This is a genomic window from Delftia sp. WSY_16, from assembly GCF_043104415.1.
In the GTDB taxonomy this organism is placed as follows: Bacteria; Pseudomonadota; Gammaproteobacteria; order Burkholderiales; family Burkholderiaceae_C; genus Comamonas; species Comamonas tsuruhatensis.
In genome coordinates, this window is sequence record NZ_JBICKS010000041.1 from 39,377 (window position 1) to 63,183 (window position 23,807).

Genomic DNA, 23,807 nt, shown 5'->3' on the forward strand with positions numbered 1-23,807 from the left:
CTGTCAGGGCGCCGCGTGCCTGCCCTGTGCAATCGAAAAGCCCCGCCAACGCATTGCGCTGGCAGGGCTTTTTGCTTGTCGCTGCGGCAGCCGGAGACGTTCGGCGTTCAGTGCAGATGCAACTGCAGCGTCCAGGGCGTCTTCTGCCAGGCCACGGCTTCGGTGCGCAGCAACTGGGCGGACTGGGGGTAGCTCCTGGTCCAGCCTTCCGGCACGGTCAGGTGAAAGACGCTGTCCGAGCGGTGCAGGCGCATGCCCTGCAGATCGGGATCGCGCCGGGCGTGGCACAGCTGCACGGCCAGGCGCAGCGCCAGCAGTGGCCAGGCCACAGCCCTGTCCTCGATGGCTGCCTCGAGCTTGCGCAGCTTGCCCTGGTGGCCAAGCACCAGCTGGGTGATGCGTTCGCGCAGCTCCACGGGCCAGGTGGCAGCACTGCAGTGTTCGGTGATGTAGGCGCCGTGGCGGTGGTAGGCGCTCAGAGAGATGCGCATGCCGATCTCATGCAGGCTGGCAGCCGTGTCCAGTGCGTGCGTGGCCAGTGCATCGGGCGGCTGCTGCGCCTGCAGCGATTGCCAGGCCCAGCGTGCCACCTTGCGAACACGCAGAGCGTGGGATGCGTCAATGCCGAAGTCCTGTTGCAGCGCCGCGATCTCGGCGGCTTCGCGATCGGCAGGCGGCTCGTGTTCCAGCAGATCGTGCAGCACGCCCTGGCGCAGCGCGCCCTGTGCAACCTCCAGTTCGTCGATGCCCAGAAGGCCCAGGGCGGCCATCAGAATGCTCAGGCCGCCGGCGATGACGGCTCGCCGGTCTTCCTTGAGTCCGGCCAGGCGGATGCGGTCCACATGGCCGGCCTCCATCAGCTGCTCATGCAGCCAGCGCAGGCTGTCGGGCGTGATCAGCCGCCCGGAGTAGCCGTTGGCAGCCAGGATGTCGCCCACGGCGTTGGCCGTGCCTGACGATGCATAGGCGCAGTCCCAGGCGGTGGCTGGATAGGCCGATACGGTCTGGGTGAGGGCTGCCTGCGCCGCCTTGATGGCGGCCGAGAAGTGCGCGCGCGACAGCGTGCCCTCGCCAAAGAACTGCGTGCTCCAGGCCACGCTGCCTATGGGGTAGGAGGCCACCTGGCGCGCTTCGCCATGCTGGCCGATGATGACTTCGGTAGAGCGCCCGCCAATGTCCACCACCAGACGCCGTTGAGACGACGGCGGCAGCAGGCTGGAGACGCCGCGATAGATCAGCCGGGCCTCTTCCTCGCCCGAGATGACTTCGATGGGAAAGCCCAGCAGGGTGCTGCCTCGCGCGATGAAGACATCGCGGTTGCGGGCCTCGCGCAGGGTCTGTGTGGCCACGGCGCGGACCTGGTCGGCCGCAAAGCCGGCCAGCCGTTCGCCAAAGCGTGCCAGGCAGTCCCAGCCGCGTTGCATGGCTTCGTCAGTCAGTTCATGGCGCTCGTTGAGCCCATTGCCCTGGCGCACGGTTTCCTTGAGGTATTCCACGCGCTCTATGCGCTGGTGGCTGCCGACGCGGCCTATTTCGAGGCGAAAGCTGTTGGACCCGAGGTCAACGGCAGCGAGCAGGGATTCTGGTGCCATGAAAGAAACGCCAATCAAGATTCGTCGAGCACGATTGCACAGCGATGTCCGAGGAGGCAGGGCTGCACCTGTCTGGTGCCTGCTCGTGCGACACACAAGACTAAGACGGAATTGTGACATCGCGATGACCGGGTTCTTACATGGGAAGGCCTGCTGTTTGTGACGCCTTTTTTCCATGTCACATCAATGTCACAAAGCCTTCTTACAGTCCAGCCATCGCATCTTTCAACCCCTAAGAGGTCTGTACATGAAGTTGTCTGTGATTCACATTCTGGTGGCTGGTGCTCTGTCTGCGGGCGGCGTGGGCCAGGCCCTGGCTCAGCAGGAAGCCACCGGCGCAGGCGCCAGCTTCCCGGCTCCGCTGTACTCCAAGTGGGCTGCGGACTACAACAAGGCCACCGGCGTGAAGATCAACTACCAGTCCGTGGGCTCCAGCGCCGGCATCAAGCAGATCGAAGCCAAGACCGTGGACTTCGGCGCCTCCGACGAGCCGCTCAAGGATGAAGAACTGGCTAAGAAGGGTCTGGTGCAATTTCCCACCGTGATCGGCGGCATCGTGCCCGTGGTCAACATCAAGGGCATCCAGCCCGGCCAGCTCAAGCTGACCGGCCAGGTGCTGGGCGACATCTATCTGGGCAAGATCAGCAAGTGGAATGACGAGGCCATCAAGGCCCTGAACCCGGGCGTGAACCTGCCTGATGCCACCATCGCTCCCGTGCGCCGCGCTGACGGCTCGGGCACCACCTTCGGCTTCACCAACTACCTGTCCAAGGTCAATGCCGAGTGGAAGGAAAAGGTTGGCGAAGGCAAGGCCGTGAACTGGCCCACGGGCGCAGGCGGCAAGGGCAACGAAGGCGTGGCCGCCTTCGTGGGTCGCCTGCCCAACTCCATCGGCTACGTCGAGTACGCCTACGTCAAGCAAAACAAGCTGACCTACACCCAGCTGCAGACCGCAGGCGGCACCTTCGTGTCCCCTGATGACGCCACCTTCAAGGCCGCTGCTGCCGGTGCCGACTGGGCCAAGAGCTTCTACCAGATCCTGACCAACCAGCCTGGCAAGGAGGCATGGCCCATCACCTCGGCCACCTTCATCATCATGCACAAGGCCCAGGACAAGCCTGCACAGGCCGCTGCCTCGCTGAAGTTCTTCGAGTGGGCCTACAAGTCCGGCGACAAGACCGCCACCGACCTGGACTACGTGCCCATGCCTGACGCCGTCAAGAACGTGATCTTCCAATCCTGGGGCCAGATCAAGGACACCTCCGGCACTGCCATTTCCCTGAAGTAAACCCTGAAAAGGGGACCATGGCGCACCGCCGGCAGGTGCATCATGGCTCCCCTGATCCCTTCACAAACCGCGAATAAAGGCGCCTCACGTGTCCACAACGTCGCCCTCGAACTCGCTGGCCGCCTCTGCACAGGCTTCCCAGCGACGCACACCTTCTCCGCTACGCCCCCCGATGCTGTCGGGGCGCGTAGCGGATCGCTTGTTTGGCGCTCTCGCGCGTCTGGCCGCGCTGCTGACGCTGGGCCTGCTGCTGGCCATCCTGGCCTCGCTGCTGGTCGGTGCCTGGCCCGCCATCTATGAATACGGCCTGAGTTTCCTCGGCCGCAGTGTCTGGGACCCCGTTCGCAACGAATTCGGCGGCCTGGTCATGATCTACGGCACGCTGGCCACCTCGGCCATCGCTTTGCTGATTGCGGTGCCCGTGAGCTTCGGCATCGCGCTGTTCCTCACCGAGCTGTCGCCGGCCTGGCTCAAGCGCCCGCTGGGCACGGCCGTGGAGCTGCTGGCCGCCGTGCCTTCCATCGTCTACGGCATGTGGGGCCTGATGGTGTTCGGCCCCGTGCTGTCCACCTATGTGCAGCAGCCCCTGCAAAAGCTGTTCCAGGGCGTTCCCTATCTGGAGGCCTTCGTGTCCGGCCCGCCGGTGGGCATCGGCATCCTGTCGGCCGGCATCATCCTGGCCATCATGATCATTCCCTTCATCGCCTCCGTGATGCGCGATGTGTTCGAGGTCACTCCGGCCCTGCTCAAGGAGTCCGCCTATGGCCTGGGTTCCACGACCTGGGAAGTGGTCTGGAAGGTGGTTCTGCCCTACACCAAGACCGGCGTGCTCGGCGGCGTGATGCTGGGCCTGGGCCGTGCATTGGGCGAGACCATGGCCGTGACCTTCGTGATCGGCAACATGAACCAGCTCAACTCGCTGTCGGTCTTCGAGGCTGCCAACAGCATCACCTCGGCCCTGGCCAACGAGTTCGCCGAAGCGGGCGAGGGCTTGCACCAGGCTTCGCTGATCTATCTGGGTCTGGTGCTGTTCTTCATCACCTTCGTGGTGCTGGCTTGCTCCAAGGTCCTGCTCAACCGCCTGCAAAAGAATGAAGGAGCACGCTCGTGAGCAGCACCTCCACCAAGATGATCAATGCCGCCGAGCTGTCGCGCGTGCGCCAGGCCAAGTATGCCCAGCGCAAGCGTGTGAACCAGGTGGCGCTGACCCTGTCCCTGGCTGCCATGGCCTTCGGCGTGTTCTGGCTGATCTGGATTCTGTGGGAGACCATCACCCTGGGCATCGGCGGCCTGAGCCTGGCACTGTTCAGCGAGATGACGCCTCCGCCCAATGAGGCCGGTGGCATTGCCAACGCCATCTTCGGCTCGCTGATCATGGTGGCCCTGGCCACGTTCGTGGGCACGCCCATCGGCGTGATGGCCGGTGTCTACCTGGCCGAATACGATGCGCGTGGCTGGCTGGCCAATACCACACGCTTCGTCAACGACATCCTGCTGTCGGCGCCGTCCATCGTGATCGGCCTGTTCGTCTACACCGTGGTCGTGGCGCGCTTCAAGAGCTTTTCCGGCTATGCGGGCGTGGTGGCGCTGGCGCTGATCGTGATTCCCGTGGTCATCCGCACCACCGAGAACATGCTGGTGCTGGTGCCTGCCAGCCTGCGCGAAGCCGCCTACGCGCTGGGCACGCCCAAGTGGAAGGTCATCATCATGGTGACGCTGCGTGCAGCGCGCGCCGGCGTGATCACCGGCGTGCTGCTGGCCGTGGCCCGTATTGCCGGCGAGACCGCCCCGCTGCTGTTCACGGCGCTGAACAACCAGTTCTGGAATGCCGACCTGTCCAAGCCCATGGCCAGCCTGCCGGTGACCATCTTCAAGTTCGCGATGAGCCCTTACGAGAATTGGCAGCAACTGGCCTGGGCTGGTGTGTTCCTGATCACCGTGGCGGTGCTCGGTCTCAATATCCTGGCGCGTTTCCTGACACGCCAGAAGTAATGCAGCAACAAGCAATCAACCAGGACAAGGATTCCGCAATGACTGCGACCTCTTCCAGCGCGCTGACCTCTTCCAAGCTGACGGTGCGCGACCTGAACTTCTACTACGGCAAGTTCCACGCCTTGAAGGGCATCAACCTGGACATTCCCGAAAAGAAGGTCACGGCTTTCATCGGCCCGTCGGGCTGCGGCAAGTCCACGCTGCTGCGCACCTTCAACCGCATGTTCGAGCTGTATCCCGAGCAGCGCGCCGAAGGCCAGATCTTGCTGGACGGCGAGAACCTGCTGACCAGCAAGCAGGACGTGGCGCTGATCCGTGCCAAGGTCGGCATGGTGTTCCAGAAGCCCACGCCGTTTCCCATGTCCATCTACGACAACATCGCCTTCGGCGTGAAGCTGTTTGAAAACCTCAGCTCCTCCGACATGGACGACCGTGTGGAATGGGCACTGCGCAAGGCGGCCCTGTGGGGCGAGGTCAAGGACAAGCTGCAGCAAAGCGGCTCGGGCCTGTCCGGCGGCCAGCAGCAGCGCCTGTGCATTGCACGCGGCATTGCCATCAAGCCCGAAGTGCTGCTGCTCGACGAGCCCTGCTCGGCCCTGGACCCGATCTCCACGGCCAAGATCGAGGAGCTGATTGCCGAACTGAAGAACGACTACACCGTCGTCATCGTCACGCACAACATGCAGCAGGCGGCCCGCTGCAGCGACTACACGGCCTACATGTACCTGGGCGACCTGGTGGAATTCGGAGACACCGAGCAGATGTTCTTCAAGCCCCAGCGCAAGGAAACGGAAGACTACATCACCGGCCGCTTCGGCTGAGCAGGAGCCATCGATGACCGAAAAACACCTTTCCAGCCAGTTCGACAGCGAACTCAACCGCGTCTCGGCGCGCGTCATGGAACTCGGCGGCCTGGTCGAGTCCCAGATCCGCCAGGCCGTCTATGCGCTGTCGCGCTTCAGCATCGAGGCCGTGGAGCAAGTCGATGCCGCAGAAAAGCGCGTCAATGCCATGGAAGTGGAGATCGACCACGAACTGTCGTCCATCATTGCCCGGCGCCAGCCCACGGCGCGCGATCTGCGCCTGCTGATCGCCTTCTCCAAGGCCACGGCCAACCTGGAGCGCATGGGCGACGAAGCGCACAAGATGGCGCGCATGGTCAAGTCCATCATCGAAAGCGGCGCCGCACGCTCCCTGCCCACGGGCGACCTGCGCACTGCGGCCGAGATGGCCTCGGGCCTGCTGCGCAAGACGCTGGACGCCTTTGCGCGGCTGGACACCAAGGCGGCCGTGGCCATCCTCAAGGAAGATGACCTGATCGACCAGGAGTTCGACGGCTTCGTGCGAAAGCTCATCACCTACATGATGGAAGACCCGCGCACCATCTCGGCCAGCCTGGACCTGCTGTTCCTGGCCAAGGCCATTGAGCGCATCGGTGACCACTCCAAGAATGTGGCCGAGCTGATCATCTATCTGGTGGAGGGCAAGGATGTCCGCCACCAGACCATGGATGCCATCGAGTCGGCAGTGCTGTAAGTGCCGGAGGCGAACAACGGATGAAGAAGATGCCCATGGTCCTTATCGTCGAGGACGAGCCCGCCATCGCGGAGCTGATCGCTGTCAACCTGCGGCACAACGGCTTCCAGCCGGTCTGGGCCGAGGACGGCGTGACCGCGCAGCGCGAGCTCGATGCCGTGCTGCCCGACGTGATCCTGCTCGACTGGATGCTGCCCGGTGCCAGCGGTCTGGCCCTGGCGCGCAAGTGGCGCGCCGACAGCCGCACCAAGGCCGTGCCCATCCTGATGCTCACGGCGCGCGGCGATGAGCCGGACAAGGTGGCGGGGCTCGATGCGGGTGCCGATGACTACATCACCAAGCCTTTCTCGACCCAGGAGCTGCTGGCGCGCATCCGTGCCGTGCTGCGGCGCCGCGCGCCCGAGCAGATCCAGGACAAGGTCAGCATCGGCGAGCTGGTGCTCGACGCCGCCGCGCACCGCGTGAGCTGGCAGGGCGACATGATCAAGGTGGGCCCCACCGAGTTCAAGCTGCTGCACTATCTGATGAAGCACCCCGAGCGTGTGCACAGCCGTGCCCAGTTGCTGGACAAGGTCTGGGGCGATCACGTCTTCATCGAGGAGCGTACGGTGGACGTCCACGTCAAGCGGCTGCGTGAGGCGCTGGGCATGGCCGGTGCATTGATCGAAACGGTGCGGGGCGCCGGCTACCGGCTCAGCGCGCAGGCGCTGGCCTGAGGCGGTCCTGCGTTCCAATGAATCCACGCATGGCCCCCGCAGGCCATGCCCGGGCGCCGCTGCCCCAGGCAGCGAATACAACGCAAAGAAGGCGCAAGTATGGGTTGGCGAGGTTTTCGCTTGTTGGCGTCCCAGATCGCGGGCGCATTGCTGGGATGGTGGCTGTGGGGCGCCATGGCGGCCTCCAGCCCTGGCATGGCGTCACAGGCCGTGGCGGCCCTGGCGGGTGCGTTGTGCGCGGGTTGGATCTGGTGGCTGGTGGACAGCTGGAACGCCATGCGCCTGCTGTCCTGGCTGCGCCAGTCGGAGCTGCGGGAGGCGCCTGAACTCAGCGGCATCTGGGGAGAAGCCAGCGTGCGCATGCGCCGCTGGCTGCGCCAGAGCGTGCAGCAGGTGCAGCAGGGCGACCAGCGGCTCAATGACATTCTTTCTGCCCTGCAGGCCAGTCCCAACGGCGTGGTCCTGCTGGATGCCGACGGCCGCATCGAATGGTGCAACCAGATCGCGGCGCGCCAGTTCGGCTTCGATGCCGAACGCGACCTGCTGCAAAGCATTGGCAACCTGGTGCGCGACCCCGAGTTCAGCGCCTATTTCGCCACCCAGGATTTCTCGCGCGATCTGGTCATGCAGGGCCGCGAAAGCACGGCCTCGCGCCCCGTCAAGCTGTCGGTGCAACTGTACGGCTATGGCGAAGGGCGCAAGCTGCTGCTGGCGCGCGATGTGACCGCGGTGGAGCAGGCCGAGGCCATGCGCCGTGACTTCGTGGCCAACGTCTCGCATGAAATCCGCACGCCGCTGACCGTGCTCGTGGGCTTTGTCGAGACGCTGCAGAACCTGCCGCTGGAGCCCGAGGAACGCAACCGCTACCTGGGCCTGATGGCCCAGCAGGCCGAGCGCATGCAGCATCTGGTGGAAGACCTGCTGGCGCTGTCGCGCCTGGAGGGCAGTCCGCTGCCCAGCAGCAACGAATGGGTGCCCGTGGCCCAGCTCATGCAGCGCTGCGAAAACGAGGCGCGCGGCCTGTCGTCCATGCTGACGCGCAAGCAATCCCTGCCGCATGCGCTGAGCTTTCCGTCGGCCGAGATGCTGGCGCAGGCCGGCGAGGTTGCTGGCGCCAGCGCCGAGCTGCAAAGCGCCTTCTCCAACCTGCTGGCCAACGCTATGCGCTACACACCGGCAGGCGGGCGCATCGACGTCACCTGGGAGACCTTGCCCGATGGATCGGCACGCTTTGCCGTGCAGGACTCCGGGCCAGGGATCGAGCCCAAGCACCTGGCGCGCCTGACGGAACGCTTTTACCGCGTGGACCGCAGCCGTTCGCGCGATACCGGCGGCACGGGCCTGGGCCTGGCCATCGTCAAGCATGTGCTGCAGCGCCATGGTGCCAAGCTGGGCATCACCAGCGCGCCGGGCCAGGGATCGGAGTTTTCGGTGACCTTTCCGGCCAGCCGGGTACGCATTCCTGCGCCCGAGGCCCGTGACAGCAGCGACAGCCGGGGCAGCCGCGCCGCATAGCGCGCTCTGACGGATGGCCGCTACCCGCTCAGCGGTTTGTGGCCTTGCGTACGACCGCGCTGAACACCACGGCGGTCACCAGCAGCGCACAGGCGCTGCCGGCCCAGAAGGGGGCGGGCGTGCCCGGGTGCAGCCAGGCGGGCAGGACGCTGTCCGTGCCATAGGCCAGCCAGTATCCGCCGGCCAGACCGCCACCCCATAGCAGCAGGCAATAGATGACCAGCGGCGCCACGGTGATGCGGTAGCAGCGCAGCACGAAGATGCAGAAAGTCTGGATGGCGTCCGCCACATGGTAGGCAGCCACCCAGGCCAGCAGGCTGGCGGTGATGGCCACCACCTCGGGGTTGCCGCTGTAGATGCGGGCCAGGCCCTCGCGGGAAAGAAACAGTGCACAGGCCAGCACCAATCCGCCCATTGCCGCCAGTCGCCAGCCCATGGCGACCAGGCGCCGCGCCGTGACCTCGTCGCCGGCGCCGCGCCAGTAGCTGACCCGTGCGCTGGTGGCAATGGCCAGTGACAGAGGCACCATGTAGCACAGCGCCGCAAGGTTGGCGGCGATCTGGTGGCTGGCCGAGGCCAGCGTGCCCTGGCGCGCCACGAACAAGGCCATCAGCGTGAACGAGGTCACCTCCACCAAAATTGCCAGCCCTGCAGGAACGCCCAGTCGAGCGAACTGCGCCAGTTGCGGCCAGTTCGGGGGCTCCATGCGCTGCCACAGCGCCAGGGGCGCATACAGACTCTGGCTGCGCATCAGCACGAATGCGAGGGCGACCATGGCGTAGTTCACCACCAGCGTGGCCCAGGCACAGCCCTCGGCGCCCAGCGCAGGCAGGCCGGCGCCGCCAAAGGCCAGCCAGATCGACAGGGGGATTTTCAGCAGCAGCGACAGCAGCTGCAGCCAGGTCACCAGCAAGGGGTGGCCCAGCGCCTGGTTGAGCGTGCTGTAGATGCGAAACAGCAGGGCGGCCGGCAGGCTCCAGGCCAGCACCGAGAGATAGGCCCGCACCTGCACCTGCAGCGGCAGCGGAACATCGGCCCAGCGCAGCAGTGCATCGGGAAACAGCAGCACGCCCATGCCCACGGCGCAGGCCGCCAGCAGCATGTACATGGCCTGCCGCAGCGTGCGGCCTATGACCTGGGGCTGTCCGGCGCCGCGGTGCTCGGCCCACAGCGGCAGCAGGGCCTGGAAAATGCCCATCAGAGAGACGTAGACGCTCACGAAGATGGCCGATCCCACGGACAGCGCCGCCAGCGCCTCCTCTGAATAGCGGCCCGCCACGATGGTGTCGGTCACGCCGAAGGCCATCACGGCCAACTGCCCGGCCAGCACGGTCAAGGCATGCTGGGCAATGGTGCGTCGCTCAGCGCTCAGGGGGGCGTGCGCTGGCAGGTTCATGGCTTGACCTGGACGGGCCTCGCCTCAGGCCTGCGTTTCAAGACCAGAAGGAAGTCCTTGCGGTCGGTGGGGCGTACCACGCGGGCCACGGTCTCCCAGGTGGCCTGCAGACGTGCGCTGTGAGGATCCAGCCAGGTTTCTTCCTCGGCCACCATCCAGTCGCAGCGCGCGGCACCGGCCATGCTCAGGCGCTGGGTATCGATGTCACCGTAGTAGCGCAGCGCGGCAATGTGGGCGCGCGGCAGGCCATAGGTTTGAACGCAGCTGCCGTCCCTGGGCAGTTCGGCCAGTACCAGGCGCATCTGTGGCTCGAAGCTGCGCGCATGGTCCATCAGCGGCAGCCACAGCGTCATCAGCAGCAGCCAGGCCAGCGTGGCGCCACTGGCGGGCAGCACCAGGCTCTTCCAGATGGCCGCACGGTTGCGCGAGGTGCGCCAGGCCACGAGCACACACCAGGCCAGGGTGGCGGCCACCGCCACGGCGAAGGACAGCACCGAGAAGTCCGGCGTGAACTGCGGGGCCAGCCTTGCCACATTGGCGGCGGGCTTGGCGGGAATGCCGGTCTGCAGCGAAAGCCAGATCACCCAGATGGCAATGGCCGCGGCGCTGAAGAACAGCAGGGTGAACCAGTCGATCAGGGCGCTGATGCTGCGGCGCAGCGTGGGCAGGGCAAAGGCCGCCAGCGTGGCGATGGCGGGCAGGCCCAGCAGCAGGGCGCGGTCTGCTGGCAGCGTGCTCAACGAAGCGATCACCGGAATGATGGCAAACCACAGCGGCAGCGCCAGATGGGGATAGCGCCGGGGCGTGGCGATCTGGCGACGCCAGACCCACAGCGTCCACAGTGCCAGCGGCCAGGCGGGCCAGCTGAACCACAGCAGCAGCCTGACCAGGCTTTGCCATTCCTTGGCAGTGCCGCTGTCCACCACGCGCCAGGCCCACTGGTCCAGCCACCAGGACAGTGCGGCCGCCAAGATCGTCACCGCCAGCCACAGCACGGTCCACAGGCGTGATGCGCGTGGGGCGGGCGTGGCTTCGTCGCCCCAGGTGCGCGAGAAGAAAGCCATGGCGGTACCGCCCAGGCCGAACAGCGTGGCCACGGTCGGCGCGCCGCTCAGTGCCAGGCCGGGCAGGCCCAGGAGTAATGCCAGCGTGGCCGTGCGGCCGTGGTAGGGCATGGCGGCGGCGGCAAAGAACAGCAGGGCCGCGCAGCCCAGCTGGGTCATGTAGCTGGTGGTTTCGTGGGAGAGCTGGGCCAGGCCCAGGCAGGCCACCAGGGCCAGCAACCCTCCGTCGGCCATGGCGCGCGCATAGTCGGTAGGCTGGGCCTCACCGCCAAAGGCAAAGGCCACGGGGCGTGCGCCCGGTGTGCGCGCCAGGTAGTACACGCCCCACCAGGTGGCCGCCAGCGTGATCACCAGCATGGCGATGAAGGGCAGGCGTGCCGCCATCTCCGGGTGCAGCCAGGAAGGTGCTCCCTGCATGGCCAGCGCACCGAGCCAGTACGAGAGCAGGCCTTCGGATTCGGGCAGCAGCCCCGCCATGCGCGGTGCCAGCCAGGAGGTATGGCCCAGGGCCAGCTCCCGCATGTAGCCGAAGGCCTCCATGTCGGCCATGCGCCAGGGGCTGCGCCCCACATATCCGGGCACGACATAGGCCAGGCACAGCAGCAGCAGCGACCAGCGCGGCAGGCGGCGCACGGCGCTTTGGGCAACGATGGCAGGGGTGGGCTGGTTCACTCACAGGACTTTCTGCAACGGAGGGCGCAAGAATACGCGAAGCAAGGGCCTCGAAAAGAATGGGGCATGCCTGGCCGGCATGGATTGGCCGGACTGCGAAAAACAAAAGGGCAGCGCGGTTGCCCGTGCTGCCCTTCTGGCCGGAGAAGCAGGATTTACTTCTTGCCGAAACGGTTGCGGAAGCGCTCCACACGGCCGCCCATGTTGTCCACCGACTTTTGCGTGCCGGTGTAGAAGGGGTGCGACTCGGACGAGGTGTCCAGCTTGAACAGGGGGTAGTCCTTGCCTTCGAAGGTTTCGGTTTCCTTCGTGTTCACGCAGGAGCGGGTCACGAACTTGAAGCCGTTGGACAGGTCCACGAACAGCACTTCGCGGTAGTTGGGGTGGATGCCTTCTTTCATGATCTTTCCTTCTGATGCAAGTGCGGTAGCCGTGCCTGACCCGCTGCAACCTTTGTAGCGGTTCAAATCAAGCGTACTTTCCGCAAGAAAAAGCCCTGCATTATCGCATAGTGCTCAGTTCCGTGCCAAACCCGCAGGCCTGGGGCCCGTGTACGCCGCGCGCGGACGGATGATTTGCCGGGTGGCGCGCTGCTCCAGCGCCTGCGCCAGCCAGCCGGCGCAGCGGCCCAGCGCGAACAGGCCGAAGGCGCTGCCCGGTGGCAGCTGCAGATGCCGCCGCAGGGCCACCAGCGCGAAATCGACCGAAGGCGCCTGCCCCGTCAGCGCCATCACCTCCTTGGCCAGCATCGTTGCCGGGCCATGCGCCGGCAGCATGTCAAGCAGCAGGGCGGCACGCACGTCGCCATCTGGGTAGAGGTGGTGGCCGAAGCCGGGCAGGGATTCGCCGCGCGCCAGACGCTGGCGCAGGCGGGTGGCGATCTGCTGCTCGCCCACCTCGTCCCACAGCGCTTCCACGCGCGCGGTCGTGCCGCCGTGGCGCCCGCCTGTCAAGGCGGCAAGGCCTCCCACCACGGCAGCGCGCAGGCTTGCGCCCGTGGAGGCCACGCAGCGCGCCGTGAAGCCTGATGCGTTGAGTTCATGGTCGGCGCACAGCACCAGGGCCATGCGCACGAGGTCCGCGCCTGGCGCATCCAGCTTCCAGGCCCGTGCGCACTGCAGATGGATGGCGGCCTTGTCCGGCACGGTGCCCAGCAGGCAGGCAGCCAGCAGGCGCAACAGCGCACCGCAGCCTGCCGCCAGCCGTTCGGGTGATTGCTGCCAGGCAGCGGTGGCCGTGTCATCGCTGGCGACGGTGAACAGGGGCAGCAATGTGTTTTCGCACGGTTGGCCTGCCATGCGCTGCTGCAGGTCGGACAGCAAAGGCGCGGCCTCCACGGCGTTTGCAGCGAAGGCTGCCTGGGTCGGGCATTGCCACAGGAGGGCGGCTGTCTCCTCCAGCGTGCGGGTTCGCGCCCAGTGCACGGCGTCCTCGCCCCGGTAGTACAGGCGGCCCTTTTCTATCAATGTGATCGTGGACTCCAGTACCGGCAGGCCCCAGCTGAGCGCGGCCTGCGCCACTTCGCGCGGCTTGCGGCCCTGGCCGCGCTGGCGTGCGAGCTGCTCGACCTCTTCGCGCAGGTAGCGGCTTTGGCGCGGCGTGTCTGCGGCGTGGGCCTGCAGCAGGCCTCGGCTGACATAGGCGTACAGCGTGGCACGGCTCACGCCCAGCAGCGCGGTGGCCTCGGTGGAGTTCAGGTAGTCGGGCATGGGTCGATCATATGTTGATTAATTGAATCAATATTGACAATATTTACCAGGAACCTATGGTGCGAGCTCCAAGCCTTGTTTCAGCTGCCAGGAGTGCTCCATGTCCCGTCTCCCTTTTCCCTGCGCTTTCGACCATTGCACCGGCCAGATCTGGGAGGCGCTGGATGGTGATCCGGTGGCGCTCCAACGTCTGGAGCAGCGAGGTCGTGGGTCCTTGGCCTCCGTGTTCCCAGTCTCCGATCTGGCGGCCGCCAGCCTGGGCGTGGCAGGCCTTTGCCTATCCGAGTTGATCGCGCAGCTCGACGCTGCAGCGCCGCGTGTGGTGGTGGATCGCAGGCTTGCCTCCTTGTGGTTTGGCCATAGCCTGCATCCGCAGGGCTGGGAGATGCCCGCGCTGTGGGATTCCGTGGCCGGCGACTACCGCACGGCGGACGGCTGGATTCGCCTGCATACCAATGCGCCCCATCACCGTGCAGCGGCACTGGCCGTTCTGGATGCGCCCGCCGAACGCGAGGCCGTGGCTGCCGCGGTCGAGCGCTGGGCAGCACAAGAACTGGAGTCGGCCGTTGTGGCGCAAGGCGGCTGTGCCGCAGCCATGCGCGGGCTGTCTGAATGGGCCGCGCACCCGCAGGGTCGCGCAGTGCAGCGGGAGCCCTTGCTGGCGTGGCAGATGCATCCACATCCGCATCCGCAATCGAGCCGGCATGCGGGTGCCTGGCAGCCATCGGCCAGGCGCCCGCTGCAGGGGCTGCGCGTGCTGGACCTGACGCGCATTCTGGCCGGCCCCGCTGCCACGCGATGGCTGGCGGGTCACGGCGCCGAGGTGTTGCGCATCGATCCGCCGGGCTGGGAGGAGCCCGGCACGGTGCCCGAGGTCACGCTGGGCAAGCGCTGTGCCCGGCTGGATCTGCGGGCGCCACAGCATCGTGCCGTGTTCGCGCAACTGCTGGCCGGGGCCGATGCGCTGGTCCATGGCTACCGGGACGGCGCGCTGGAAGGCCTGGGATTCGATGCCGCGTGGCGTCGGCAGGTGAATCCTTCGCTCATCGACGTGTCGCTCAATGCCTATGGCTGGAGCGGGCCCTGGCAGCAGCGGCGCGGTTTCGACAGTCTGGTGCAGATGAGCGCCGGCATTGCCGATGCGGGCATGCACCGGCTGGGCCGCGACCGGCCCATGCCGTTGCCGCTGCAGGCGTTGGATCATGCAACGGGTTATCTGATGGCGGCCGCCGTGGTGATGGCGCTGGTGCGGCGCAGCCAGGGGCTGGGCGGAAGCTCGGTGCGAGCTTCGCTGGCGCGCACGGCCCATCTCCTGGCGGGGCAGGGCGTCGGTGATCCGGACCCCTGCACGCTGGCGCCGGTGGACGGTTGTGCGGATTTCGGCGCGGCCGTCGAGGCCACTTCCTGGGGGCCCGCGCGGCGCCTGCGGGCGCCGGTGGAGGTGGCGGGCGCCCCCATGCACTGGGAGCGTGCGGCTTGCGCCCTGGGTACGGCTGCCGCTGCATGGTGAGCTGAATGCAAAACGCCCCGCGTGAGCGAGGCGTTCGCAGGTGCCGTGGGCTGGATCTCTGAGATCAGCCGCCGCGGCGCATCATGTCGAAGAAGTCCACGTTGGTCTTGGTGGCCCGCATGTTCTTGATCATCAGCTCCATGGCCTCGATCTCGTCCATGTTGTACATGAACTGGCGCAGGATGCGCGTCTTCTGCAGGATCTCGGGAGCCAGCAGCAGTTCTTCGCGGCGCGTGCCGCTCTTGTTGAGTTCGATGGCGGGGAACACGCGCTTTTCGTAGAGGCGGCGGTTCAGGGCCAGTTCGCTGTTGCCCGTGCCCTTGAACTCTTCGAAGATCACTTCGTCCATGCGGCTGCCGGTATCGACCAGGGCCGTGGCGATGATGGTCAGCGAGCCGCCTTCTTCCACATTGCGCGCCGCGCCGAAGAAGCGCTTGGGGCGCTGCAGCGCGTTGGAGTCCACGCCGCCCGACAGCACCTTGCCCGACGAGGGCACGACGTTGTTGTAGGCGCGGGCCAGGCGGGTGATGGAGTCCAGCAGGATGACCACGTCCTTCTTGAGTTCGACCAGGCGCTTGGCGCGCTCGATCACCATCTCGGCCACGTGCACGTGGCGCGTGGCGGGCTCGTCGAAGGTGGAGGCGATGATCTCGCCCTTGACCGAGCGCTGCATCTCGGTCACTTCCTCGGGGCGCTCATCGACCAGCAGCACCATCAGGTGAACGTCGGGATGGTTGGCCGTGATGGCGTGGGCGATGCTCTGCATCATCATGGTCTTGCCGCTCTTGGGCGGCGCGACGATCAGCGCGCGCTGGCCGCGGCCGATGGGGGCGATGATGTCGATGATGCGGCCGGTGATGTTCTCCTCGCCCTTGATCTCGCGCTCCAGGCGCAGCTGCTGGGTGGGGAACAGGGGGGTCAGATTCTCGAACAGCACCTTGTGCTTGTTCTGCTCGGGCGAGCCGCCATTGACGGAGTCGAGCTTGGTCAGGGCAAAGTAGCGCTCGCCATCCTTGGGTGTGCGCACTTCGCCTTCGATCATGTCGCCGGTGTGCAGGTTGAAGCGGCGGACCTGGCTGGGCGAGATGTAGATGTCGTCGGTGCTGGCCGTGTAGCTGGTGTCGGGGCTGCGCAGGAAGCCGAAACCATCCGGCAGGATTTCCAGCACGCCGTCGGCGAACACTTGTTCCCCGGCCTTGGCGCGCTTTTTGATGATGGCGAACATCAACTCTTGCTTGCGCATGCGACCGACGTTTTCGATCTCAAGCGCTTCGGCCTGCTTCAGGACTTCAGACACGTGCAGTGCCTTGAGTTCATTAAGGTGCATGGAGAGACTCCAGAACGGAGTGGAAAGAAACCAGGGGGAGGCGTTGAGCCAAGCGAAACACTGTGGAAGTGGGCTGGCTTGCCTGAGGGTCTCAGCGCGGCCTTCGATGCATAAGGCCGGTGATGAAGGGCATTATGACAGGAAAAAATCCGCAGGTCATAGGGAAATTTGCGCTGGCGCAGGGTTTGTGCGCCAGTGCGATGCGGTGCAGCGGTCAGCGCCGGGCCGCATGTTTGGCTGCCCCGGTGTAGGGGGCAGCCAGGAGAATCAGGCCAGGTGCTGGTCCAGGAAAGCAGACAGCTGTGCCTTGTTGAGCGCGCCGACCTTGGTGGCAGCCAGCTGGCCGTCCTTGAACAGCATCAGCGTGGGGATGCCGCGGATGCCGAACTTGGCCGGGATCTCGCGGTTCTCGTCCACATTCATCTTGGCGATGGACAGCTTGTCCTTGTAGGTCTGGGCTGCTTCGTCGAGGATGGGGGCGATCATCTTGCAGGGACCGCACCATTCGGCCCAGTAATCGACCAGCACCGTGGAGCCGGGTTGCAAGACGTCAGCTTCAAAGCTTGCGTCGGAGATGTGTTTGATCAGTTCGCTGGCCATGGGTGATGTCCTTGATTTTTCGCAATGAGGAAGGCGCAGGAAAATCCGCACCGCGAAATGATTGTGACAGAAACCTATCACCTGCTGCACCGTATGGGCGGTAGCTGGATGCTATGACTGTCATAGCTGTTTACGGGGCGGCAGCAGGGTTGCGGGGTCATCGGGAATTAGTGGCGCCTGCGCGCAGGCCGGCCTGCGGCAGGGTATTCTGCGCGCCCGCGCTGCAGGCATATGAGTCTGCCGGCAGCGCAAAGTTGAATGCGAGCTTGGAATGGGAACTGATGTGATGGATGCTTTTGAACACAGCGCGGCGGCGCGCACGATGGACTGCGATGTGGCGGTGATCGGCGCCGGGCCTGCGGGCCTGATGGCGGCCGAAGGGCTGGCCGGCAAGGGGCTGACTGTCCATGTGTTCGAGGCCAAGTCCTCCGCAGGACGCAAGTTCCTCATGGCCGGCAAGGGCGGGCTCAACCTGACCCATTCCGAAAACCTGCCCGCCTTTGTCTCCCGCTATGGCGAGCGCAGTGCCGAGGTCTCGCGCTGGCTGGAGCTGCTGCCCCCGGATCAGCTGCGTGCCTGGGCCGGCGAGCTGGGCGTGGAAACCTTTGTGGGCAGTTCGGGCCGCGTATTCCCCAAGGACATGAAGGCTGCGCCCTTGCTGCGTGCCTGGCTGGTGCGTCTGCAGACCCAGGGCGTGGTCCTGCACACGCGCCACCGCTGGCTGGGTTGGCGGGATGGCGATGCGCTGGGCTTTGATACCCCCGAAGGGCGGCTGCAGGTGCACGCGAAGGCCGTGGTGCTGGCGCTGGGCGGCGGCAGCTGGGCGCGGCTGGGCTCGGATGGCGCCTGGATGCCCTGGCTGGAGCAGCGCGGCGTGGAAGTCGCTGCGTTGAAGCCCTCCAACTGCGGGTTCGATGTGGGCCTGGGCGGTGCGGCGCCGGGCGGGCAGATCGATCGCAGGGAGTTCATGGCCGAGCTGCTGGGGGCTAGCCCCCAGCCTGCGCGCGGCTGGAGCCCTTATTTCACCGAGCGCTTTGCCGGCCAGCCTTTCAAGTCGGTGGCGCTGTCCTTTGATGATGGCCAGGGCAACGTTTTCTCGCGCAAGGGCGAATTTGTGGCCACGACCACGGGCGTGGAGGGCAGCCTGGTCTATGCCGTCTCTGCCGCGCTGCGCGAAGCCATTGCGCGCGACGGGCATGCCACCGTCCATCTCGACCTGCTGCCCCAGTTGACACCCGAGCGCGTGCTGGCGGAGGTGCGCCATCCGCGCGGCTCACGCAGCCTGGCCAGCCATCTGAAGGGGCGCCTGGGCCTGGACGGCATCAAGGCCGCCGTGCTGCATGAGGTGCTGGGCAAGGACGGCGTGGCCGATCCCGCGCGGCTGGCCCAGGCCATCAAGGCCCTGCCCATCACCTTGGTGGCGGCCCGGCCCATCGACGAGGCCATCAGCACCGCAGGTGGCGTGCGGCTGCAGGCGCTGGATGCCAATGGCATGTGCGTGGCTGCGCCCGGCGTTTTCTGTGCCGGCGAAATGCTGGACTGGGAGGCTCCCACGGGTGGCTACCTGCTGACGGCATGCATGGCCAGCGGCGTGCACGCGGCACAGGGCGTTGCCCGCTATCTGAAGGTGGATGGCGAGACGCGTTGAGGAGAGAAGGGGCCGCTGCGGGCGTGGACGGGGCAGGCGCCCGCAGGGCCTGCTGTTCAATGGAAGGTGACGAGCCTTGCCCTCGGCACTGGTTTCACGGTTAGGGCTGCTTGGTTCCCCACCTGACCCGGTTGGCCGCTTCCCCATGCGAGGAGGCCCGTCACTCTCGATTATAGGGGCAAACACCGGGCTGCCCGGGCGACAAGGCCGGCCAAACCCGGGCGCACCGGGCGAGGGTGCTCAGCCCCGTAGAATCGTGGGATGTCTTATCTTGTGCTGGCCCGCAAATACCGCCCCCGCAATTTCTCCGAAATGGTGGGGCAGGAGCATGTCGTTCAGGCGCTCACCAATGCCCTGACGCAGCAGCGCCTGCACCATGCCTATCTGTTCACCGGCACGCGCGGCGTGGGCAAGACCACGGTCTCGCGCATTCTGGCCAAGTCGCTCAACTGCCAGGGCGCCGATGGCCAGGGCGGCATCACGGCAACGCCCTGCGGCGTTTGCGCCGCCTGTACCGAAATCGACAGCGGCCGCTTTCCCGATTACACCGAGCTGGACGCCGCCTCCAACCGCGGGGTGGACGAGGTGCAAAGCCTGCTGGAGCAGGCCGTCTACAAGCCGGTGCAGGGACGCTTCAAGGTCTTCATGATCGACGAAGTGCACATGCTCACGAACACGGCCTTCAACGCCATGCTCAAGACGCTGGAAGAGCCACCCGAGTACCTGAAGTTCGTGCTGGCCACCACCGATCCGCAGAAGGTGCCCGTGACCGTGCTCAGCCGCTGCCTGCAGTTCAACCTGCGGCCCATGGCGCCCGAGACCGTGCTGGAGCATCTGGGCCAGGTGCTCGGCCAGGAAGGCGTGGCTTCCGAACCCCAGGCCCTGCGCCTGCTGTCTCGCGCCGCGCGCGGCTCCATGCGCGATGCGCTGTCGCTGACCGACCAGGCCATTGCCTTTGGCAGCGGCCAGCTGCAGGAGTCCATGGTGCGCCAGATGCTGGGCAGCGTGGACCGCAGCCATGTGTTCCGCCTGATCGAGGCACTCGCCCAGGCTGATGGCCAGGTGGTGGTGGAAACCTCCGAGGCGCTGCGCCGCAATGGTCTGTCTGCAGCCTCCACGCTGGAGGAAATGTGCGCCGTGCTGCAGCGCATGGCTGTGGCGCAGGCTGTGCCGCAGATGGCCGCCGACGCCAGCGATCCGGAGGCCGCTGAAATTGCCCGTCTTGCGCTGCTGATGCCGCGCGACGAAACCCAGCTGCTCTACAGCATCTGCCTGCATGGTCGGGCCGAACTGGGCCTGGCACCCGACGAGTACGCGGCGCTGACCATGGCGCTGCTGCGGCTGCTGGCGTTCAAGCCGCAATCTGCAGAGCCCGCCCCGGGCGCGGCTGAAAAAAAAACTCCAGCGCTGACCCCCTCCACGGCGAAGCCTGAATCTCCCGCGACCGTTGCGCAGACGCGGCCCGCACAGCCCGCTGTGCCCGAGGCCCCCGTTGTCCCAGCCAAGGCGGCCATGCCCGTCCCGGTCGCGCCTCCTGCTCCTGTCGCGCCTGTCGTATCTCCCGTGACCGCTGCGCCCGCCGTGGTCGCTCCCGTGGTGCAAGCCGTTGCGGCTCCAGCGCCTGTTCAGGCGCCCGTGGCCGTGGCCGCAGTTGCCAGGCCGGAACCTGTGCTTGCGCCTGTCCAGGAGGCCAGGCCTTCCGCTGCTCCAGAGCTGAAGCCGGCCGCCGGTGTCGCCCAGGAGCCCCTGGACGAGCCTGTGGACGATGTGCAGGAAGACGAAGACTCTTCTGCCGATGAGGCGCCGCCGGTGCAGGATGCCGATGCGCCGGACGAGGGTGCCTGGGCCGGGATGCCCGATGAAGGCTGGGCCGACGAAGGCCGCTGGAGCGATGACGGAGATCTGGCCCTGGAGCCGCCTGCCGCTGCCGTGGCACGGCAGTCCGAACCGCAGATCGACACTCAGATCGATGTGCAGGACTTCGCTCCCGAACGTGGCCGCCAGTCCCCGGATGCGCCTCCCGCGCCGACCGTGGAGCGCACGGCCGAGGGCGATGTCTGGCACGCTGCCGTCCAGCAACTGGTGCAGGCCGAGGCCGTCACTGCGCTGGCGCGCCAGCTGGCGCTGCAGTCGCAGCTGGTGGCGCGCGAGGGCGATACTTGGACGCTGCGTGTGGAAAGCAGCTCGCTGGCCCAGCCCGCCACGCGCGAGCGCCTGCGTGCGGCGCTGGAGGCTGCCGGCCTGGCCCGGCAGCTGCATGTCGAGCAGGGCGCCGTGGTGGACAGCCCCGCGCGGCGCAATGCGGTGGCCAGCCATGAGCGTCAGCGCATTGCCGAAGACATCGTGATGAATCATTCTTTGGTGCAGACCCTGATCCGCAGCCATGGCGCGAAAATCGTGCCTGGCAGTATCAAGCCCGTATCCATTCAGCCCTGACACGCTCTAGAGCGTTTCGTTTTTACCCTACAGAAGAAGGAACTCACATGTTCAACAAAGGACAACTGGCCGGCCTGATGAAGCAAGCCCAGGCCATGCAGGACAACCTCAAGAAGGCCCAGGATGAACTGGGCAACATCGAGGTGGAAGGCGAGTCCGGCGCGGGCCTGGTGAAGGTGGTCATGACCTGCAAGCACGACGTCAAGCGCATCACCATCGACCCCAGCCTGCTGGCCGAAGACAAGGACATGCTGGAAGACCTGGTGGCTGCCGCCTTCAACGCTGCCGTGCGCAAGGCAGAAGAAACCTCCAACGAAAAGATGGGCAAGCTCACGGCCGGCATGCCCGGCCTGCCGGGCGGCATGAAGTTCCCTTTCTGAGGCTGGCCCCGAGAGGTTGTGCCGAACAGCCTGGAGAGGCCGTGACGGTTTCCCCAGCCACTCAATTGCGTTGAGCGGCCATCGAGCGATCTGCCCTTGCAGGTCGCTTTTTTTCTGAGAATCTTCTTCATTGAAAGGAAGCCGCCATGTCGGATGTGCAATCGCTCGATGGTCTGATCGAAGCCCTGCGCAGGCTCCCGGGCGTGGGCATCAAGTCTGCGCAGCGCATGGCCTTTCACCTGCTGCAGCGCGACCAGGACGGCGCGCGGCAGCTGGCCCGTGCCCTGACCACGGCCGTGGAGTCGGTAAGCCATTGCGAGCGCTGCCATACCTTCACCGAAGGCCGCATCTGCTCCATCTGCCAGGACGAAGGGCGCGACTCGGCCCGGCTGTGCGTGGTGGAGGCGCCTGCCGACATGGGGGCCATGGAACGCACGGGGGCCTACAACGGCTACTACTACGTGCTGATGGGGCGGCTGTCTCCGCTCGACGGCATAGGTCCGCGCGACCTGAATCTGTCATCCCTGCTGGAGCGCGCCGGCGACGGCAAGGTGCAGGAGGTGATCCTGGCCACCAGTTTCACGGCCGAGGGCGAGGCCACGGCCCATGCGATCAGCGAGGCCCTGAAAGCGCGCGGCATCCATGTGACGCGGCTGGCGCGCGGCGTGCCCATAGGCAGCGAACTCGAATACGTGGACCTGGGTACGATCGCCCATGCGCTGGTGGACCGCCGGTAGTGGCCGAGGCGGCTGGCGTTTCTTGTCTATTCATCAGGAGCCTGTATGCCGACCTCTGTCGTCCTGCCGCCCGGCGGTTTTTCCCTTGCCCATTGGTGCCTGCTGGTGGCGGCCCTGCTGCCGCTGGTCTGCGCCTATATCGCCAAGGCGCCCGGAATGAAGCACCGGCCGGGGCAGCGCGGCTTCGACAACCACGACCCCCGCGCCTGGCTCGCCCAGCAGACCGGCTACCAGGCGCGGGCGAATGCGGCGCAGGCCAACAGTTTCGAGTGCCTGCCGTTCTTCATTGGCGCCTTGCTGGTTGCCTGGCAACTGGGCGCGCCAGCGGCGCGGGTCGATGGCCTTGCCGCGGCCTTCGTGGTGTTGCGCATCGCCTACATCGCCTTCTATGTGATGGACCGCGCCACGCTGCGCAGTCTGGCCTGGGCCCTGGCCCTGGTGGTGAATCTGCTGCTGTTTTTCGCAGGCTACCGCTGAGGCCTGCGGCCGCATCCGGCGCCCTCGTCCCGCGCAGGGCCTGCACCACAGGCCCTGCGGTGTTTCACGTACGGGCAAGCACCGATGCTGCGTATGCGGGCTCTGGGCATGATCGTGTTGCACTGCAGCAAAATAACCATCATGTCTTCCCACGTGCTTGATCGCCGAACCTTGTTGAGCCTTCTGGGGCTGGCTCCTCTTTGGTCGCTCCCTGTGCTCGGCTCGGCCGAGCTGCTGACGATTGCCGTGGGCGGCCAGGGCCTGCTGTACTACCTGCCGCTGGTGATTGCGCAGCAGCTGGGTTATTTCGAGGCCGAAGGCCTGGCCGTGCGCATTGAGGACTATCCAGGCGGATCGCAGTCGCTGCAGGCCCTGGAGTCGGGCGCCGCCGATGTCTGCGCGGGCGCCTATGAACACACGCTTCTTGCCCAGCAGCGCGGCAGCCAGCTGCGGGCCTTCGTCGTGCAGGGGCGTGCACCCCAGATCGCGCTGGGCGTGGCTGCGCGCTGGATGCCGCGCTACCAGACGCTGGCCGATCTGCGCGGGCGGCGCGTGGGTGTTTCCTCGCTGGGCGCATCCACGGCCCGGGCCATGCAGCTGATGCTGCTGGGCGATGGCCTGGATCCCGCTGCGGTGCAACTGGTGGGCGTGGGCTCGGGGCCCGATGCCATGGAGGCGCTGCGCACCGGGCGTGTGCATGCGCTGTGCCATGCGGACCCGCTGATGAGCGTGCTGGAGGACAAGGGCGCCGTGCGCATCGTGCGGGACCTGCGTGATCTGCGCAGCAGCGCGCAGTTGTACGGCGGCTCCATGCCCTCGGGCACGCTGTATGCGACACAGGCCTTCTTGCGCAGGAACCCGGCCAAGGCCCAGGCGCTCAGCAACGCCATGGTGCGCTCGCTCAAGTGGCTGCAGACTGCCGCGCCCATGGATGTGCTGCGGGCCGTGCCTGCGCCCTATCTGCTGGGCTCCCGGCGCGCCTATCTGTCGGCATTCGAGCACATGCGCACCACGATTTCGCCCGATGGGATGATGCCCGATGACGGGCCCGCCACGGCCCTGCGTGCGCTGGTCCGGCTCGACCCTGCGCTGGCGCGCGGCGGCATTGACCTGGAGCGCTCGTACACCAACGAATTCGTGCGCCAGTCCCGCCAGCGCTTTCACACCTGAGCCCGGCGGCCGCACGCAAAAAAGCCCGCGAAAGCGGGCTCC

21 protein-coding genes and 1 other RNA gene are annotated in these 23,807 nt (G+C 66.3%); 14 read left to right on the forward strand and 8 right to left on the reverse strand.

Translation table 11 applies throughout. The annotated features are described in order from the left end of the window. Positions 1-107 precede the first annotated feature (107 nt). Positions 108-1,592, reverse strand: coding sequence for a Ppx/GppA phosphatase family protein (locus ACF8O7_RS24915; RefSeq protein ID WP_126312156.1), 1,485 nt, complete (start codon positions 1,590-1,592; stop codon positions 108-110). 247 nt (positions 1,593-1,839) lie between these two features. Between ACF8O7_RS24915 and pstS the strand changes: the two genes are divergently transcribed. The 7 genes from pstS to phoR all read left to right on the forward strand — a co-directional run bounded on the left by pstS (position 1,840) and on the right by phoR (position 8,639). Beyond that, positions 1,840-2,880: a phosphate ABC transporter substrate-binding protein PstS gene (pstS, locus tag ACF8O7_RS24920; protein ID WP_016447462.1), complete on the forward strand. Its 1,041-nt coding sequence runs from the start codon at positions 1,840-1,842 to the stop codon at positions 2,878-2,880. Between the two features lie 172 nt (positions 2,881-3,052). Then, entirely contained in the window at positions 3,053-3,991 is a 939-nt protein-coding gene (gene pstC / locus ACF8O7_RS24925; RefSeq protein WP_016447461.1) for a phosphate ABC transporter permease subunit PstC, read from the forward strand. Positions 3,992-4,008: 17 nt separating this feature from the next. Next, positions 4,009-4,872 carry a phosphate ABC transporter permease PstA gene (pstA, locus tag ACF8O7_RS24930; RefSeq protein WP_034347746.1) on the forward strand — a complete coding sequence of 288 codons (864 nt, stop codon included), beginning with the start codon at positions 4,009-4,011 and terminating at the stop codon, positions 4,870-4,872. A gap of 38 nt (positions 4,873-4,910) precedes the next feature. After that, positions 4,911-5,693 carry a phosphate ABC transporter ATP-binding protein PstB gene (gene pstB / locus ACF8O7_RS24935; protein WP_016447459.1) on the forward strand — a complete coding sequence of 261 codons (783 nt, stop codon included), beginning with the start codon at positions 4,911-4,913 and terminating at the stop codon, positions 5,691-5,693. A gap of 13 nt (positions 5,694-5,706) precedes the next feature. Then, positions 5,707-6,408, forward strand: coding sequence for a phosphate signaling complex protein PhoU (gene phoU / locus ACF8O7_RS24940; RefSeq protein WP_016447458.1), 702 nt, complete (start codon positions 5,707-5,709; stop codon positions 6,406-6,408). A gap of 20 nt (positions 6,409-6,428) precedes the next feature. Then, positions 6,429-7,124: a phosphate regulon transcriptional regulator PhoB gene (gene phoB / locus ACF8O7_RS24945; protein WP_016447457.1), complete on the forward strand. Its 696-nt coding sequence runs from the start codon at positions 6,429-6,431 to the stop codon at positions 7,122-7,124. Positions 7,125-7,244: 120 nt separating this feature from the next. Then, positions 7,245-8,639 carry a phosphate regulon sensor histidine kinase PhoR gene (gene phoR / locus ACF8O7_RS24950; protein WP_016447456.1) on the forward strand — a complete coding sequence of 465 codons (1,395 nt, stop codon included), beginning with the start codon at positions 7,245-7,247 and terminating at the stop codon, positions 8,637-8,639. A 28-nt stretch (positions 8,640-8,667) separates the two neighbouring features. On the opposite strand, the gene ACF8O7_RS24955 is transcribed toward phoR, so the two are convergent. The 4 genes from ACF8O7_RS24955 to ACF8O7_RS24970 all read right to left on the reverse strand — a co-directional run bounded on the left by ACF8O7_RS24955 (position 8,668) and on the right by ACF8O7_RS24970 (position 13,480). Next, positions 8,668-10,035 (reverse strand): MATE family efflux transporter, encoded by a 1,368-nt coding sequence (locus tag ACF8O7_RS24955; protein ID WP_392444538.1) that lies wholly within the window; start codon positions 10,033-10,035, stop codon positions 8,668-8,670. Then, positions 10,032-11,771, reverse strand: a complete 1,740-nt coding sequence (locus ACF8O7_RS24960; protein ID WP_392444540.1) for a hypothetical protein — start codon at positions 11,769-11,771, stop codon at positions 10,032-10,034. The genes ACF8O7_RS24955 and ACF8O7_RS24960 overlap by 4 nt, the downstream gene beginning before the upstream one ends. Positions 11,772-11,926: 155 nt before the next feature. Then, the gene (locus tag ACF8O7_RS24965; protein WP_012206708.1) at positions 11,927-12,172 is read right to left on the reverse strand and encodes a type B 50S ribosomal protein L31; all 246 of its coding nucleotides are present in this window, start codon (positions 12,170-12,172) and stop codon (positions 11,927-11,929) included. A gap of 114 nt (positions 12,173-12,286) precedes the next feature. Beyond that, the gene (locus ACF8O7_RS24970; protein WP_016447453.1) at positions 12,287-13,480 is read right to left on the reverse strand and encodes a citrate synthase family protein; all 1,194 of its coding nucleotides are present in this window, start codon (positions 13,478-13,480) and stop codon (positions 12,287-12,289) included. 100 nt (positions 13,481-13,580) lie between these two features. Between ACF8O7_RS24970 and ACF8O7_RS24975 the strand changes: the two genes are divergently transcribed. Next, a complete protein-coding gene (locus ACF8O7_RS24975; RefSeq protein WP_392444544.1) occupies positions 13,581-14,990 on the forward strand; it encodes a CoA transferase in 1,410 nt (469 codons plus the stop codon). Between the two features lie 64 nt (positions 14,991-15,054). On the opposite strand, the gene rho is transcribed toward ACF8O7_RS24975, so the two are convergent. Both rho and trxA read right to left on the reverse strand, forming a co-directional pair. Continuing rightward, entirely contained in the window at positions 15,055-16,317 is a 1,263-nt protein-coding gene (rho, locus tag ACF8O7_RS24980) for a transcription termination factor Rho (protein ID WP_016447451.1), read from the reverse strand. A gap of 267 nt (positions 16,318-16,584) precedes the next feature. Further along, entirely contained in the window at positions 16,585-16,917 is a 333-nt protein-coding gene (gene trxA / locus ACF8O7_RS24985; protein WP_016447450.1) for a thioredoxin TrxA, read from the reverse strand. Between the two features lie 271 nt (positions 16,918-17,188). On the opposite strand from trxA, the gene ACF8O7_RS24990 reads away from it, so the two are divergent. Next, positions 17,189-18,565: a TIGR03862 family flavoprotein gene (locus tag ACF8O7_RS24990; protein ID WP_160851911.1), complete on the forward strand. Its 1,377-nt coding sequence runs from the start codon at positions 17,189-17,191 to the stop codon at positions 18,563-18,565. 65 nt (positions 18,566-18,630) lie between these two features. On the opposite strand, the gene ffs is transcribed toward ACF8O7_RS24990, so the two are convergent. Continuing rightward, an RNA gene (ffs, locus tag ACF8O7_RS24995) (signal recognition particle sRNA small type) lies at positions 18,631-18,727 on the reverse strand. Between the two features lie 99 nt (positions 18,728-18,826). On the opposite strand from ffs, the gene dnaX reads away from it, so the two are divergent. The 5 genes from dnaX (at position 18,827) to ACF8O7_RS25020 (ending at position 23,765) form a co-directional block, all read left to right on the forward strand. Continuing rightward, positions 18,827-21,001, forward strand: coding sequence for a DNA polymerase III subunit gamma/tau (gene dnaX / locus ACF8O7_RS25000; RefSeq protein ID WP_047326740.1), 2,175 nt, complete (start codon positions 18,827-18,829; stop codon positions 20,999-21,001). Positions 21,002-21,048: 47 nt separating this feature from the next. Further along, entirely contained in the window at positions 21,049-21,381 is a 333-nt protein-coding gene (locus ACF8O7_RS25005) for a YbaB/EbfC family nucleoid-associated protein (RefSeq protein ID WP_012206701.1), read from the forward strand. 146 nt (positions 21,382-21,527) lie between these two features. Further along, positions 21,528-22,118 carry a recombination mediator RecR gene (gene recR / locus ACF8O7_RS25010; protein ID WP_016451347.1) on the forward strand — a complete coding sequence of 197 codons (591 nt, stop codon included), beginning with the start codon at positions 21,528-21,530 and terminating at the stop codon, positions 22,116-22,118. A 45-nt stretch (positions 22,119-22,163) separates the two neighbouring features. Continuing rightward, positions 22,164-22,595, forward strand: a complete 432-nt coding sequence (locus ACF8O7_RS25015) for an MAPEG family protein (protein WP_392444547.1) — start codon at positions 22,164-22,166, stop codon at positions 22,593-22,595. Between the two features lie 84 nt (positions 22,596-22,679). Beyond that, on the forward strand, positions 22,680-23,765 hold the full coding sequence (locus ACF8O7_RS25020) for an ABC transporter substrate-binding protein (protein WP_016447445.1): 1,086 nt from the start codon (positions 22,680-22,682) through the stop codon (positions 23,763-23,765). The last annotated feature ends 42 nt before the right edge of the window (positions 23,766-23,807 follow it).